This window comes from Metapseudomonas otitidis, from assembly GCF_011397855.1.
GTDB lineage: Bacteria > Pseudomonadota > Gammaproteobacteria > Pseudomonadales > Pseudomonadaceae > Metapseudomonas > Metapseudomonas otitidis.
In genome coordinates, this window is sequence record NZ_AP022642.1 from 4,539,767 (window position 1) to 4,553,670 (window position 13,904).

Consider the following 13,904-nt stretch of genomic DNA (forward strand, 5'->3'; position numbering starts at 1 on the left):
CCTCACTGTCTGATGTCACTCTGGTTGTTGTGGGTGGCCAGGCGCTGCTGGTTGGAGGCCACCTGCTCGGCGACCTCCCGTCCGATGGCTTGGGGGTTGTCTCCGCTCACGTGGACCGTGACCGACTGGTTGAAGCTGTTGTTGCTCACCGGGGCCACGAGGGCGGCGGCGCCGACGCCAGCACCCAGCGCTGCGCGGCTCTGTGCGTCCTGCACACCGGCCGTGAACTGGCTGGCGCCTTCCACCAGGCGAGGTGCCGTGGCGGCCTGGTCGTCGGTGCTGTTCCAGCCGAAGAGGTTGGCCACGCCGGAGAACATCCCCGGCGATTCCTTGGCCGCCTCGGGCGCGCCTTCCTTGTCGTCACCAAAGCCGAACATCCCGGCGACCTTCTTGAACCCGGCGCCGAGTGCCTCGAACTTGGCCTTCACGCCTTCGAACCAGCTGTTGAAGACTTCCTTGACACCGTCGAAGCCGCCTTTGACGAGGACGAACAGACCTTTGAACAGGTTGATGACGTAGTTGATGCTGGTCCCGATGCCGGCCATCAGGCTCCCGGCGAAGGCCATCACCGACTCGCTGACCTCCGTCCAGAAGGCCATGAATTGCGCCTTCAGCCCATTCAGCACGGCCTCTACCGCAGCGATGCCATTGAGCAACGGCTCCCAGGAGAACAGGCTGCCGATCACTTCGAACTGCGTGGCCAGGCCTTCGAATATCCCGCCGAACGCTTCCTTGACGCCGTCGACGTCTCCTCTGAGCAAGGCGGAGAAGCCTTTGAACAGGTTGATGACGTTGCTGATACCCGCGCCGATGAACAGCATCAGGCCGTCGGCGAAGGCCATCACCGTCTCGCCGTTCTCCGCCCAGAAGGCGTCGAACTGCGCCTTCATGTCCGCCAGGATGGCGCCGACTTCCTTGAAGCCTTTCACCAACGGCTCCCAAACGCCGCCGAAGGCCGACTCGCCGCCGTCCAGGTAGGTCATGAAGTCGTCCACCAGGGCGATCACCACCACCAGGGCGGCGATGATCCACATGATGGGGTTGGTGGCGAAGGCCATCAGGCTGGCGCGGCCGACCCAGAGCAGGGCCGTGCCGAGCATCATCAGGGCGTTGTCCCAACCGACGGTTCCGCTGACCACGAAGTCCAGCGCGCGGCCGAAGTTGTAGACCGCGTCCAGGCCTTCGGCGACCAGCGTCATGGTCTTCTGCAGCCCTTCGGTGATCAGCTCCTTGTTGGCGTCCACCACCGCGAGGAAGCGGTCCGCCAGGAATGACAGCTGCGGGGCGAGGCCCAGGCCGACCCGCGCCTTCACCCCGTCCAGCACCTTGTCCAGTTTCTCCATGGACGTCTGGTAGTCCTTGGCCGACTGGGCCTGCTCGTCGGTGACGACGCCCAGGGCATCCGGCCCGGCCTTGAGGTCCTTCAGGCTGCCCAGGGAGGACTGCACGAAGTCGAAGAGCTTGGAGGACACCTGGGAGATGGCGCCGCCGATCCTGGACGAGCTGCCCTCGACCTGCGCCGCCTTGTCCTGAACCTGGTTGAGGGTCTCGATGTAGGTGTAGTGGGCCTTGTTGCTGGAGAGCAGGGTGTTGCGGGTGACCTCGACGTTCTGCCTGAGGTGGTTCACCACGCTGATCTCCTGCACCAGCGTATTGCTGATGACGTTCAGCTCCTGCTTCAGGGTGTTGGTGATCTGCTGCAGGCCCAGCGCGAACTGCGTGCTGAGTTGTTGGATTCCAATTTCAATTGCCATTGGCCTGCCTCTCGTGGGCCTGACGCTGTGCGTCATCCCATTCGGCTATCGCGTCATGGAAGTCGCACAGGTCGGCCAGGGTGTAGAGCGCGCGCAGCTCGTGCAGCGTGCAGAGCTGGCGCATGACAGGGGTGAACAGGAACCAGTCGGTCACTCCGCCTTGGCCGGTCCCGGCAGAATCGCCGACAGGGCTGGCGCGGCGGCGGCGAAAAAATCGGCGAACTGGTACTTCACCCCCTCCACCAGCAGCGGCACCAGGTGCCCGCGGTGTTGGTTGAAGTGCGCCTCGGCGCGGTCGGCGAGGCGGAATGCCGCGCCGTCGGCCGGTTGCACGTTGGTCTGCTGGATCACCAGCGCTTCGATCTCCGCCACCACCGGATCGCCCAGGTTGGCCAGGATGGCGCCGATGGCCAGGCTGTCGCCGCCCTCGCCGCGCTTGATCTCCACGCCCTGCAGCAGGCGCGCGGCCTTTTTCAGGGCGTTCCAGGCCGGCATGGCGTTGGCCGGGCGCATAACGTAGTCGAAGCCGTCGAGGTTGATGCGATGTTCGGCGTTCATGGTCAGGCGACTCCTTGTTCCAGGTTCACGTTGGCGCGCTCGAAGACGATGGTCCAGGTGGTGTCGTTGGCCTCGCTGCCACGGGTCACCTCGGGACGCTTGGTGAAGTAGCCGCGGGTGGCGCTGATCAGGTCTTCGTTGAGCAGGTCGCGCATTTCCAGGGTCAGCGGGGTGAAGGCCTTGAGGTTGCCTTCCTGCAGCAGGCGCAGGCTGTTGAGGAACTTGTTGTCACGCGAGTGCTGCTTGAGCTTCAGGGTGAGGGTCGCGGACCGGTCGTTGTTGGCAACGAACACGCCGGTGCCGTTGCTGCCGATCTTCATGGAGCCGGATTCGGCGGTGAAAGCCAGCTTGAGGACATCGGCGCCGGCGCCCCAGTCGCTGATCTCGTAGCCGTTGATCAGGACGGACAGTTGTTTCTGGTCGTAGATAGCCATGGAAAATCTCCGGAAATAGAAAGGCCCCACGCGGGGGCCGGAAAACGTTGGGTGGGTCGGGATCAGCGGTCGAAGTTGACCAGCACGTCCACGGAGTGAACGGCGCCGGCCATCTTCAGGGCCACCTGGATCGGCGGCGCCTTGCGCTGCTCCCGGTCGGAGGTGGACAGGTTGTCGACGCTGTCGGCCCAGACGTAGTAGCCCTCGTCCAGGCGCTCGCCGCTGACCAGGTTGCCGAAGGGGTCGCCGTTCCATACACCGGGGGCGAAGGCACCGTTGTTCACGCCCTCGCGGCAGACCTTGCGCACGGCGGCCAGCAGGCGCGCCACACCGGCGTCGGTCAGCGGCACCTTGCTCGAGGAGCGGTAGAGGGTGGCGAAGACCTCCTTCTGCACCGCGTCGACGTACCAGTCGAGGATGTGTACTTCGTCGAAGAAACGGCCACCGATCACGGTGCCCTCGGCGACCATCGCCGACTCGTCGAAGTAGGTGTAGAAGTTCAGGCCCAGCTTCCGGCACTTGTCCGCTTCGGTGAGGGTCAGGTTGTCGGCGCTGATGCCCGGCAGCTGCTTGAACTTCATGGTCAGGGTGGAGTTGTTGGCGGCGAAGTTCACCGACAGCGCACGCGCCAGCCAGCTGGCCACGGCGTAGGGGTCGTTCTTGTCGTAGACCGCGACGGTGCGGTAGCTCTGGCGATCCTTCAAGCGCTTGAACGGGTTGCTCGGCACGTTCTCCAGGTGGCTGGGGTTCTGGGTGGTGACGCCGAAGACCTTCTTGTCCGCAGCCAGCACCCAGGCGGCCGCCTGTTCGATCTCGTCGTCGGTCAGGGACGCGGCGACGGTGGCGGCGTACCAGCCGGAGTTGACCTCCAGCAGCGCGGTGAAGGCCTCGGGCAGGGTCTGCGCAGCCAGCACCAGGGCATCGCGGCCGACGACCTTCTGCGCCATGCCGTTCTCCAGGCGCAGCAGGCCACCCAGGTAGGTGCCGGTGGCGCCCAGGTCCTGAACGAAACCGACGGACTTGGCCTGGCCGGCGACGTCGGCTTCGAGGATGAAGCGGTTGGCCACGGCGTCGTAACGGCAGCTGACGGCCTGGGCGGTGAGCTTGGCGTCGATCAGCGCGGCGATGGCCGGCAGGTCGCTGGCGGCGCTGAAGTTCAGGCCAGTGACGTCCTGGCGGACGCCGTCCACGGTCACCGAGAACTGGCCGGCGCTGATGGCCTTGAGCTGGTCCAGGGTGGCCACCAGCGGCGTGCCGTTGAGGGCGGCCTTCACCGCCGGCACGTTGCGGGTGTTCTTCAGCCAGCGCGCCACCAGCAGTTGCTTGGGTCGCGGGCTCTGGGCGAAGAAGGCGCTGGCGGCCAGGGCGGTCTGGGAGGTGCTGCCGAAGGCGGCTTCCACCTCGGCCTGGCTGGCGCAGCTGATGTAGAGGGTGGCGGCGTCGGTGAAGACGTTGCCGGCCTCGGGGGTGAACAGGGCGAGCTGGCCGAAGTCACGGCGCGGGCTGGCCACCGGTTGAACGTTGAGTTGTACGTTGACGATCTGCGAAAGCGGAAGGGACATATCAGGTCTCCGTTGGATTCACTGTAAGGGTGGCGGTGAGGCCCGTATCGGTGTGGGCGGTCACCACCGAGGAAGCGATGCGTTTCTGTTCCAGGACCACCTGGTGGCCATGGGCGAGGACCAGTTCCAGACGGGCCTGCTCCTTGGCCACGCCCGCCTCGACGGCGGACAGGTTGTCGATGGGTTTCATGCGCGGCAGGGCAACGCCCAGCCGGCGCAAGCTGTCCAGGGCCCGGCTGGACTGCAGGATCGAGCGCGCGTCGTGCGCCAGATCCAGCGCCCCGGGGCCATGGGTGATGAGGTGGAAGGTGGTTTCACAGGCGGTGACGACGGTTTCCCGCTCGCCATTGCCGTTGAACTCGCGGCGGGACACGCCCACCTCGGCGGACTGCTGCTCGCGCAGGCTGGCGTACAGGCCCGCCGGCGGCGCAGCGGCCTGGTCGGCGGCCACCAGCGCCCCGGCCGGCAGCTCCAGCAGGCTGCGCAGCGCTTCGCGCAGGGCCGCCACATCCAGCCGCGTGGCGGTGATGCTCATGGTGTTCTCCTTCATATGCAGGGCACGACCCAGCGCGGGCGACCGAGGCCGCCCGGCCAGGCCGGGGATGGAACGGGTAGGCGCCGGGCGTCAGCCCAGGCGCAGGATGCGGGCGAGGTTGCCGCGGGCCCTGAAGACCAGGACCAGCAGGATCAGCAACACCCCCAGCATCCACGGCGACAGCTGCCCCACGGGGTAGCGGCCGACCGCGATGCTCAGGGCCTGGCTGCCGGTGCACAGCGCCATCAGGTAGGCGCAGAGCGAAACACCGGGGCGGAAGCGCGAACCGCGCCGCCGGTAAGTGATCAGCCGCAGGCAGATGGCCGAACAGACGAAGAGGGTCGCGGTGGCCAACGGGTCATCCATTGCGGCCTCCCGCGCCTCGGCGCAACAAGGTGCGCAGCCAGTTGGGCAACTGCCCGCCGCGCATCCATTCGAGCATCCCGATCCCCCCGGTGACACAGAGGGTGGCGGCCACGAAGGCCACCACCCCGCTGGTCTGGGCCAGCCCGCGACTGACCGCCTCGACGGCGGCGTAGTAGCCCCCCACCCAGGACACCAGCAGATAGCCGGCGCGGGTCAGGGGCTTGTAGTCACGGGCGAACACCACGAAGAAGATGGCACCGCCGAATCCTCCGATCAGCGCGTTGCCATCGATGCTGGGGATCAGGATCGCCAACCCCGCGCCGGTCATCCCCCCTGCCATTGCCGCAGCGACACTGGGCTCGGTCATGATGGGACTCCTTGAAGAGGGCCCGATGATCGACCGGGCCCGGAAACGAAAGAGCCCGCTGGTGGGCGGGCTCTTGATGGTCTGATTTCGATCTTGGAGCTAGGTTACCTTTATCGTCCCAACAGGTCAATATGGGAGAAACTGTTTTTCAGAAATATTTTCAATGCGCCACGACAATCCCCGCACGGCTCATCGGCGCCTCCAGGCGCGCCAGGGCCTCGCGCAGTTTCAGGGCCACGCGCGCGCGCCAATCCTGGTCCCAGCGGTGCAGGGTGCTCTTGGACAGGCCGGTCAGGCGCTCGATCTCGCGGATGCTGTGGGGCGGGCGGCGGAACATGCGCATCAGCAGTGCCAGGGCGGCACGCTGCTCGGCCGAATCGGCCTGCGGCTTGAGCCAGTCACGCAGGGCCGCCATGGCCAGCACGAAGTCGCGCCCGTGGGCGTATTCGGCCTGAACCACGGCCAGTTCGAGGGGGTGGTCGGCCAGCAGGCGCTGGGCGAAACGGATCGTCATGGTGGCCTGGGCCTGCCATTCGTGGGGGCTCAGGCCGCTGGGCAGGCGCTCGACGAACTGGGTGTCGAAACGCTCGCGCAGCACATCGATCGCCATCGCCGTGGACGACTTCGGCCCCACCCGGTGTTCAGCCATCCAATACGCTACGGCCAGGGCCTGTTCGGTGCTGTTAAACATGGGCTGTCTCCTTTTCCATGCCCCGTGACGGGGCTAAACAAAAGCCCCGTCGACCGGTTCACGGCAACGGGGCAGCACAGGCGTATATAATAATACCTATATATAGGTGCTTGCAATGAAATAGGCGCACCGTTAATCTGCTGCCCCATGGAACTCAAAGACCGAATCCGGGCGGCGCGAAAGCACGCCAACCTCAGCCAGGTCCAGCTCGCCCAGGCGACTGGCATGACCCAGGCCTCCATCTCCGATCTGGAGCGTGGCAAGTCGCGCGCGACCAGTTTTGCCACGCAGATCGCCACCGTCTGCGGCGTCAGCCCGCGCTGGCTCGCCGAAGGCCACGGCGGCATGCTCGACACCCGCATGCCGCCGTCCGGCGCGAACGCCAACTGGGCCGGCGCCGTGGAGTCCTGGGACGACGACACCCCGCTGGACCCCGATGAGGTCGAACTGCCCTTCTACAAGGAAGTGGAACTGTCCGGCGGCAAGGGCAGCACCGTGGTGCTGCAGACCACCGGGCGCAAGCTGCGCTTCGGCAAGTACTCGCTGCGCAAGAAGAACATCGACGCGGCCAGCGCGGCCTGCGTGACGGTGAACGGCAACAGCATGGAACCGGTCCTGCCCGACGGCAGCACGGTGGGCGTGGACACCAGCTCGCGCACCATCAAGGACGGCGACATGTACGCCTTCGACCACGACGGGCAACTGCGGGTGAAGCTGCTCTACCGCCTCCCTGGCGGCGGGCTGCGCATCCGCAGCTTCAACAGCGACGAACACCCCGACGAGCGCTACGAGGCCACCGAAGTGGCCGAGCACATCAACGTCATTGGCCGGGTGTTCTGGTATTCGGTGATGCTCTAGGCAGCGCTGGCACCGCGCGACCTCCGGAACACAGGCAAAAAAATGGGCGACCATCTGGTCGCCCGCCCAATTCATTCCGGGATGGGAATGCTAGAAACGCTTGTGTCCGATCACGCAAGATTCAGACGCGTCCTTTGTACCCCCCGAGCGCCGGCCCAACCATTGCACCAAGGTCTAACAGGCCGTTGAACACGCCCTGTGCTGCCCCGCCTGGAACCCCAGCGGCCTGCCGGCTCAGGTCTCTTCCCGACCCAATCCGTACTGCCGCAGCTTGTTGGCGATGGTGGTGTGCGACACCCCCAGGCGCTTGCCCAGTTGCCGGCTGCTGGGGTGGTCGGCGAACAGCCGCTCCAACACCGCCCGCTCGAAGCGCCCGACGATGGCCTCCAGCCCGCCTTCCAGGGAGAAGTCCCCAAGGGGCTGTGGCGCGCCGTAGTCTGGCAGGCGGATGTGCTCGGCACGCACCTGGCCGCCTTCGCACAGGGAGACGGCCTGGAACAGCACGTTCTCCAGCTGCCGCACGTTGCCCGGCCAGTGGTAGCGCGACAGCCGCTCCAGCGCCTGGGGCGCCAGGGTCGGCAACGGACAGCCGATCTGCCGGCTGGCCGAGTCGAGGAAGTGCTCCACCAGCGGCCCCAGCCCATCCAGGCATTCGCGCAGCGGCGGGATGTGCAGGGACAGCACGTTGAGGCGGTGATAGAGGTCCTGGCGGAACTCGCCCCGCGCGCACAGCTCCGACAGGTCCACCTGGGTGGCGCAGATCACCCGCACGTCCAGGTACACCTCCTCGTCGCTGCCCACCCGGCGGAAGCAGCCGTCCTGCAGGAAGCGCAGCAGCTTGGCCTGCAGGCGCGGGCTCATCTCCCCCACACCATCGAGGAACAGCGTGCCGCCGGCCGTCAGCTCCAGCAGCCCCAGCTTGCCCTCCGGCCGGGCGCCCTCGAAGGCCCCGGGGCCGTAGCCGAACAGCTCCGTCTCGGCCATGGATTCCGGCAGCCCGGCGCAATTCAGCGCCATGAACGGCGACTGCCCGCGTGGGCTCGCCAGGTGGCAGGCACGGGCTAGCAGCTCCTTGCCGGTGCCGGTCTCGCCCTCGATCAGCAGCGGCGCGTCCAGCGGCGCCATGCGCCGCGCCTCGCGCACTACCGCCGCCATCACCCGCGAACTCTGGAAGATGCTGTCGAAGCCGCGCAGTTCGTGCTTGCGCACGTTGTAGATGCGCTCCCCCACCCGGTCGGCGCGGTGCAGGGTCAGCACCGCGCCGGCCAGGGCCTCGCTCTCGTCGTGCTCGGATTGCAGCGGCGCGATGTCGGCCAGGAACACGTCGCCGCGCACCTTGATGCGCAAGCCGTTCACCCGCGCCTTGTTGGCCCGCACCACCTCCGGCAGGTCGAAGTCCTCCACGTAGCGCGACAGCGGGATGCCCGGCACCTCGTCCACCCGCACACCCAGCAACTGCGCCGCCGCGCGGTTGGCGGCGACGATGGAGCCGCCCATGTCCACCGACAGCACCGGGAACTCCAAGGCCCCCAGCAGGGCGTTCAGCTCCAGGTGACGGCGTTCGCTGGGCATAAGCCCCACGCGCTTCACGCCGAATACGCCGGGGATGGCCTCCAGCTTCGGCCGCAGGGATTGCAGTTGCAGATTGATGAGGTTGGGGCACAGCAGGTAGATGGCGTTGCCCTGGTCCCCGCCCACTTCGCCACGGTTGACGTTGATGCCGTAGTCGACGAGCAGGTTGAGGATGTCGCGCAGGATCCCTACGCGGTTCTGGCAATGGACTTTGATGCGCATGCGGCACCCCGAAACGGGCTCTTGTCAGTGCACCTCCAAAAACTACCTGCGTTGTCATCGCTGCGTTAAAAACCGACTCAAAGTGCTCATTCACACCACGTAAACTGCGCTTTTTCGCCTGTTTTTGCCTTGCGCTGACTGCCTCGCCTACGTTTTTAGAGGCGCACACCAGGGGCAGCGCCGGGAAAATCAGCGTCCTGCCCGATTTTTCCGTCAAGAATATGTGACGCTTCGACGCACCAGCAAGGCCGAAACACCGGCCACCGGCAAAATCGTAAAGAATTCGTTACGAAACACACCCCCGCCTCCCCATCCAGCCCGACCTCCTGCACCGCCCCAGCCCACCGAAACGCGGTATCCCTGGGTCAACACAACAACAACGTCGCGCCCTGGGAGGCCGAATGAAAACCACCCACTACGTGGCCCGCGAGCCGGACGACAGCGGCTTCATCCATTACCCGGACAGCGAGCACGCCGTCTGGAACACCCTCATCACCCGCCAGCTCAAGGTGATCGAAGGGCGCGCCTGCCAGGACTACCTGGACGGCATCGAACGCCTCGCTCTGCCCCACGACCGCATCCCCCAGCTCGACGAGATCAACCGCGTGCTCCAGGCCGCCACCGGCTGGCGCGTTGCCCGCGTCCCGGCGCTGATCCCCTTCCAGACGTTCTTCGAGCTGCTGGCCAGCCAGCAGTTCCCCGTGGCCACCTTCATCCGCACCCCGGAGGAGCTGGACTACCTGCAGGAGCCCGACATCTTCCACGAGATCTTCGGCCACTGCCCCCTGCTCACCAATCCCTGGTTCGCCGAGTTCACCCACACCTACGGCAAGCTCGGCCTCAAGGCCACCAAGGAAGAGCGCGTGTACCTCGCCCGCCTCTACTGGATGACCATCGAGTTCGGCCTGGTGGACACGCCCCAGGGCCGCCGCATCTACGGCGGCGGCATCCTCTCCTCGCCCAAGGAGACGGTCTACTCGCTGTCCAGCGAGCCCGAGCACCAGGCCTTCGACCCGCTGGAAGCGATGCGCACGCCGTACCGGATCGATATCCTGCAACCCCTGTACTTCGTGCTGCCGGAGCTGAAGCGCCTGTTCGAGCTGGCCCACGAGGACATCATGGCCCTGGTCCACCAGGCCATGGCCCTCGGCCTGCACGCGCCGAAATTCCCGCCCAAGGCGGCCTGAACCGAACCAGACTCAAGGAGCCGGCGAGCCACGCCGGCCGAACGAACAACGGAGAACCCCATGACCGCCTTGTCCCAAGCCCACTGCGAAGCCTGCCGCGCTGGCGCCCCGCTGGTTTCCGACGACGAACTGGCCACGCTGATCAAGGAGATCCCGGACTGGAACATCGAAGTCCGCGACGGAATCATGCAACTGGAGAAGGTCTTCCTGTTCCGCACCTTCCGCCACGCCCTGGCCTTCACCAACGCCGTCGGCGCCGCCGCCGAGGAAGAAGGCCACCACCCGGGCCTGCTCACCGAGTGGGGCAAGGTCACCGTCACCTGGTGGAGCCACGAAGCCAAGGGCCTGCACCGCAACGACTTCATCATGGCCGCGCGCACCGACCGCATCGCCGAAACCGCCGAGGGCCGCAAATGAGCCACTTCGCCGCCGTGGGCCGGGTGCCGGGCGACCCCATCCTCGGGTTGATGGACGCCTTCCGCCAGGACACCCACCCCAACAAGCTCGACCTGGGCGTCGGCGTCTACAAGGACGCCCGCGGCCTCACCCCCATTCCCCACGCCGTGAAGCACGCCGAGCAGCGCCTGCTGGAGCTGGAAACCACCAAGACCTATGTCGGTGGCCACGGTGACGCCGCCTTCGGCCGCCTGCTGCAGGACCTGGTGCTGGGCATCGGCAACCCCGTGCAGCGCGCCGGTCGCGCCGGCACCACCCAGGCCCCGGGTGGCACCGGCGCCCTGCGCCTGGCCGCCGAGTTCATCGCTCGCAACCTGCCGGGCCGTGGCGTCTGGCTGAGCGACCCGACCTGGCCGATCCACGAAACCATCTTCAACGCCGTCAGCGTCGCGATCAGCCACTACCCCTACGTGGACGCCGCCAACCGCCTCGACGTCGAAGGCCTGCTGGCAGCCTTCGAGCGCATTCCCGTCGGCGACGTGGTGCTGCTGCACGCCTGCTGCCACAACCCCACCGGCTTCGACCTGGCCCAGGCCGACTGGCAACGGGTGCTGGAGGTGGTGAAGCGCCGCGAACTGCTGCCGCTGATCGACTTCGCCTACCAGGGCTTCGGCGATGGTCTGGACGACGACGCCTGGGCCGTGCGCCTGTTCGCCGAAAACCTGCCGGAGGTGCTGGTCACCAGCTCCTGCTCGAAGAACTTCGGCCTCTACCGCGAACGCACCGGTGCCCTCATCGTCTGCGCCGAAGATGCCGAGAAGCTCGCCGACGTCCGCAGCCAACTGGCCTTCCACGCGCGCAACCTGTGGTCCACCCCGCCCGCCCACGGCGCCGCCGTGGTCGCCACCATCCTCGAGGACGCCAAGCTGAAAGCCGAATGGATCACCGAGCTGGAGGGCATGCGCCGCCGCGTCGCCGACCTGCGCCGGGGCCTGGTGGAAGCCCTGCAGCCCTACGGCCTGGCCGAGCGCTTCGCCCACATCGGCGTGCAGCGCGGCATGTTCTCCTACACCGGCCTGTCGCCGGAGCAGGTGGCGCGACTGCGCAGCGAGTTCAGCATCTACATGGTGGGCACCGGCCGCGCCAACATCGCCGGGCTGGACTTCAGCCGCATCGGCGACCTCGCCGCCGCCATCGCCAAGGTCTGCTGAACGCACCGAGGCGGCCCCTGCCCGGGGTCGCCCGGTCGGCTCAGTAATCCACCTTGCCGCGCCCGGCCTTGATCGCCCCGCGCTTGCTCTTGCCGTCGAGGCGACGGGTCTTGGAGCCGAGGGTGGGCCGCGTCGGCCGGCGCTTCTTCTGCACCACCGCCGCCTCGCGAATCAGTGTCGCCAGACGCTCCAGCGCATCGGCACGATTCTGTTCCTGGGTCCGGTACTGCTGGGCCTTGATCACCACCACCCCATCGGCCGTGATGCGCGCATCCCGCAGCGCCAGCAGGCGCTCCTTGTAGAACGGCGGCAACGACGAGGCCTGGCTGTCGAAGCGCAGGTGCACCGCACTGGAGACCTTGTTGACGTTCTGCCCACCGGCGCCCTGGGCGCGGATGGCGGTCAGCTCGATCTCGTCGTCGGGGATCTGGACGTTGGAGGAAATCTGCAGCATGACGACGACCCGCGAAAAAGGGCGCCCAGAATACGCCGCGCAAAGGCCCTGATGCGAGCACGCTGGCCCGCCAACACTGAACTACGCTTAGCCAACGATCCGCTTCGCAAGGGAGGCCAAGGGGATGAACATCCGTCAGAAACTGGTGGCATCGGGCGTCATCAGCGTGCTCGCCGCCGCACTGCTGGGGGGCATCGGCCTGCTCGGGCAGAACCGCCTCGCCGATGCACTGGCCGAGAACCAACTGAGCGTCACGGCCCTGCGCAACCACATGGAAGGCGACATGATGCACGACGCCCTGCGCGCCGACGTGCTCGCCGCCTTCGTCGCCGCCCCGGGCGACAACGCCGCCGCCAGCCAGGTGCGCAACGACTTCAGCGAGCATAGCCAGTGGTTCCGCAAGGTCATGGACGAGAACGCCAAGCTGCCGCTGAGTCCCGAGCTCAGCCAGTCCATCCGCGACCTGCGCCCGCTGATCGACACCTACATCGCAGCAGCCGGCAAGCTGGTGGACGACGCCCTGCGCGATCCCCAGGCGAGCCGCGCGCAGCTGAGCGACTTCCAGCGCATTTTCAGCGAGCTGGAGGAGCGCAACGAGAAGCTCAGCACCCTGATCGAAACCCGCGCCGACGAGGCCCGCCAGACTGCCAGCGACGCCGTACACAGCGCCGCCTGGTGGCTGCTGGGCGGGCTGGTGCTGGTCTGCGTCGTGCTCTGCCTCGCCACCGCACAGTTGATGAGCGCCATCATGCGCCCGTTGAAGAAGACCATCGACGTGGCCCGTGCCATCGCCCAGGGCAACCTGCGCAACAGCATCCAGGTGGAAAGCCGCGACGAGGCCGGCCAGCTGATGGAAGCACTGGCCCAGATGCAGAACAGCCTGCGCGAGATGATCGCCAGCATCCGCCTGGAGAGCGAAGAGCTGCGCGGCACCGCCACCACCCTCAGCGACACCTCACGGGGCATCGTCGACGGCGCCAACCAGCAGGCCGAGAGCGCCGCCAGCATGGCCGCCGCCATGGAGCAGATGATCACCAACATCGCCCAGATCGCCGACCACGCGCGCAACGCCCAAGGCATTTCCGCCCATTCCGAAGGCCTGGCCAGCAGTGGCGGGCAGGTCATCCTCGGCGTGGTGGACGGCATGAACCGCATCGCCGAGGCGGTGAACAGCTCCTCCAACACCATCACCGCCCTGGGCCGCTCGTCCGAAGAGATCCACTCCATCATCCAGGTGATCAAGAGCATCGCCGAGCAGACCAACCTGCTGGCCCTCAACGCCGCCATCGAAGCGGCCCGTGCCGGCGAGGCCGGGCGTGGCTTCGCCGTGGTCGCCGACGAGGTGCGCAACCTCGCGGCGCGCACTGCCCAGTCCACCCAGGAGATCACCGGCATGATCGCGCGCATCCGCGAAAGCACCGACCAGGCGGTGAACAGCATGCAGACCGGCGTCACCCGCGTGCAGGACGGCGTCACCCTCGCCACCCAGGCCGGCAGCTCCATCAGCGAGATCCGCGAGGGTGCCCACAAGGCCGCCGAAGTGGTGGACGAGATCTCCCACACCATCGGCGAGCAGTCCAAGGCCAGCAGCGAAGTGGCCCAGCGGGTCGAACTCATCGCCCACATGTCCCGCAGCAACACCGAGGCCATGCACGAACTGGCCGCAGCCGCCCAGCGCCTGGACCAGGTGGCCGCCGCCATGCAGTCCTCGGTGTCGCGCTTCCAGGTCTAGCCAGC

Annotated in this window: 16 protein-coding genes; 5 read left to right on the plus strand and 11 right to left on the minus strand. The window is 66.9% G+C overall.

What is annotated here, in order from left to right:
* Nucleotides 1-2: 2 nt before the first annotated feature.
* The 9 genes from PotMrB4_RS20915 to PotMrB4_RS20955 all read right to left on the minus strand — a co-directional run bounded on the left by PotMrB4_RS20915 (nt 3) and on the right by PotMrB4_RS20955 (nt 6,267).
* The gene (locus PotMrB4_RS20915) at nt 3-1,754 is read right to left on the minus strand and encodes a phage tail protein (RefSeq protein ID WP_172434387.1); all 1,752 of its coding nucleotides are present in this window, start codon (nt 1,752-1,754) and stop codon (nt 3-5) included.
* Complete coding sequence (locus PotMrB4_RS20920) at nt 1,744-1,908, minus strand: hypothetical protein (RefSeq protein ID WP_160158626.1); 165 nt, start codon at nt 1,906-1,908, stop codon at nt 1,744-1,746. The genes PotMrB4_RS20915 and PotMrB4_RS20920 overlap by 11 nt, the downstream gene beginning before the upstream one ends.
* Nucleotides 1,905-2,312 (minus strand): phage tail assembly chaperone, encoded by a 408-nt coding sequence (locus tag PotMrB4_RS20925; protein WP_069563008.1) that lies wholly within the window; start codon nt 2,310-2,312, stop codon nt 1,905-1,907. Before PotMrB4_RS20925 ends, PotMrB4_RS20920 begins: the two co-directional genes overlap by 4 nt.
* Before the next feature lie 2 nt (nt 2,313-2,314).
* Nucleotides 2,315-2,746 (minus strand): phage structural protein, encoded by a 432-nt coding sequence (locus tag PotMrB4_RS20930; protein ID WP_044411548.1) that lies wholly within the window; start codon nt 2,744-2,746, stop codon nt 2,315-2,317.
* A gap of 62 nt (nt 2,747-2,808) precedes the next feature.
* Nucleotides 2,809-4,308, minus strand: a complete 1,500-nt coding sequence (locus tag PotMrB4_RS20935; RefSeq protein ID WP_172434388.1) for a DUF3383 domain-containing protein — start codon at nt 4,306-4,308, stop codon at nt 2,809-2,811.
* 1 nt (nt 4,309) lies between these two features.
* Entirely contained in the window at nt 4,310-4,843 is a 534-nt protein-coding gene (locus PotMrB4_RS20940) for a phage neck terminator protein (RefSeq protein WP_182850739.1), read from the minus strand.
* A 90-nt stretch (nt 4,844-4,933) separates the two neighbouring features.
* Nucleotides 4,934-5,209, minus strand: a complete 276-nt coding sequence (locus PotMrB4_RS20945) for a phage holin family protein (RefSeq protein ID WP_044411543.1) — start codon at nt 5,207-5,209, stop codon at nt 4,934-4,936.
* Nucleotides 5,202-5,576: a putative holin gene (locus PotMrB4_RS20950; RefSeq protein WP_044411540.1), complete on the minus strand. Its 375-nt coding sequence runs from the start codon at nt 5,574-5,576 to the stop codon at nt 5,202-5,204. The genes PotMrB4_RS20945 and PotMrB4_RS20950 overlap by 8 nt, the downstream gene beginning before the upstream one ends.
* A 160-nt stretch (nt 5,577-5,736) precedes the next feature.
* Nucleotides 5,737-6,267 carry a hypothetical protein gene (locus PotMrB4_RS20955; RefSeq protein ID WP_044411537.1) on the minus strand — a complete coding sequence of 177 codons (531 nt, stop codon included), beginning with the start codon at nt 6,265-6,267 and terminating at the stop codon, nt 5,737-5,739.
* A 147-nt stretch (nt 6,268-6,414) separates the two neighbouring features.
* Here PotMrB4_RS20955 and PotMrB4_RS20960 point away from each other — a divergent pair, with 147 nt between their 5' ends.
* The gene (locus PotMrB4_RS20960; protein ID WP_172434389.1) at nt 6,415-7,125 is read left to right on the plus strand and encodes an XRE family transcriptional regulator; all 711 of its coding nucleotides are present in this window, start codon (nt 6,415-6,417) and stop codon (nt 7,123-7,125) included.
* A 234-nt stretch (nt 7,126-7,359) separates the two neighbouring features.
* On the opposite strand, the gene PotMrB4_RS20965 is transcribed toward PotMrB4_RS20960, so the two are convergent.
* The gene (locus PotMrB4_RS20965; RefSeq protein WP_172434390.1) at nt 7,360-8,919 is read right to left on the minus strand and encodes a sigma-54-dependent transcriptional regulator; all 1,560 of its coding nucleotides are present in this window, start codon (nt 8,917-8,919) and stop codon (nt 7,360-7,362) included.
* 356 nt (nt 8,920-9,275) lie between these two features.
* Between PotMrB4_RS20965 and phhA the strand changes: the two genes are divergently transcribed.
* From phhA to PotMrB4_RS20980, 3 genes are read left to right on the plus strand one after another with little or no spacing between them, the layout of a single operon-like run.
* Nucleotides 9,276-10,106 carry a phenylalanine 4-monooxygenase gene (gene phhA / locus PotMrB4_RS20970; protein WP_309042769.1) on the plus strand — a complete coding sequence of 277 codons (831 nt, stop codon included), beginning with the start codon at nt 9,276-9,278 and terminating at the stop codon, nt 10,104-10,106.
* Nucleotides 10,107-10,166: 60 nt separating this feature from the next.
* Entirely contained in the window at nt 10,167-10,523 is a 357-nt protein-coding gene (locus PotMrB4_RS20975) for a 4a-hydroxytetrahydrobiopterin dehydratase (protein WP_044411526.1), read from the plus strand.
* The gene (locus PotMrB4_RS20980) at nt 10,520-11,713 is read left to right on the plus strand and encodes an amino acid aminotransferase (RefSeq protein WP_172434391.1); all 1,194 of its coding nucleotides are present in this window, start codon (nt 10,520-10,522) and stop codon (nt 11,711-11,713) included. The genes PotMrB4_RS20975 and PotMrB4_RS20980 overlap by 4 nt, the downstream gene beginning before the upstream one ends.
* A 40-nt stretch (nt 11,714-11,753) precedes the next feature.
* Here the strand turns inward: PotMrB4_RS20980 and arfB are convergent, their stop codons facing one another.
* Nucleotides 11,754-12,167: an alternative ribosome rescue aminoacyl-tRNA hydrolase ArfB gene (gene arfB / locus PotMrB4_RS20985; protein ID WP_044411522.1), complete on the minus strand. Its 414-nt coding sequence runs from the start codon at nt 12,165-12,167 to the stop codon at nt 11,754-11,756.
* A 124-nt stretch (nt 12,168-12,291) separates the two neighbouring features.
* Here arfB and PotMrB4_RS20990 point away from each other — a divergent pair, with 124 nt between their 5' ends.
* Nucleotides 12,292-13,899, plus strand: coding sequence for a methyl-accepting chemotaxis protein (locus tag PotMrB4_RS20990; protein ID WP_074971850.1), 1,608 nt, complete (start codon nt 12,292-12,294; stop codon nt 13,897-13,899).
* Nucleotides 13,900-13,904 lie beyond the last annotated feature (5 nt).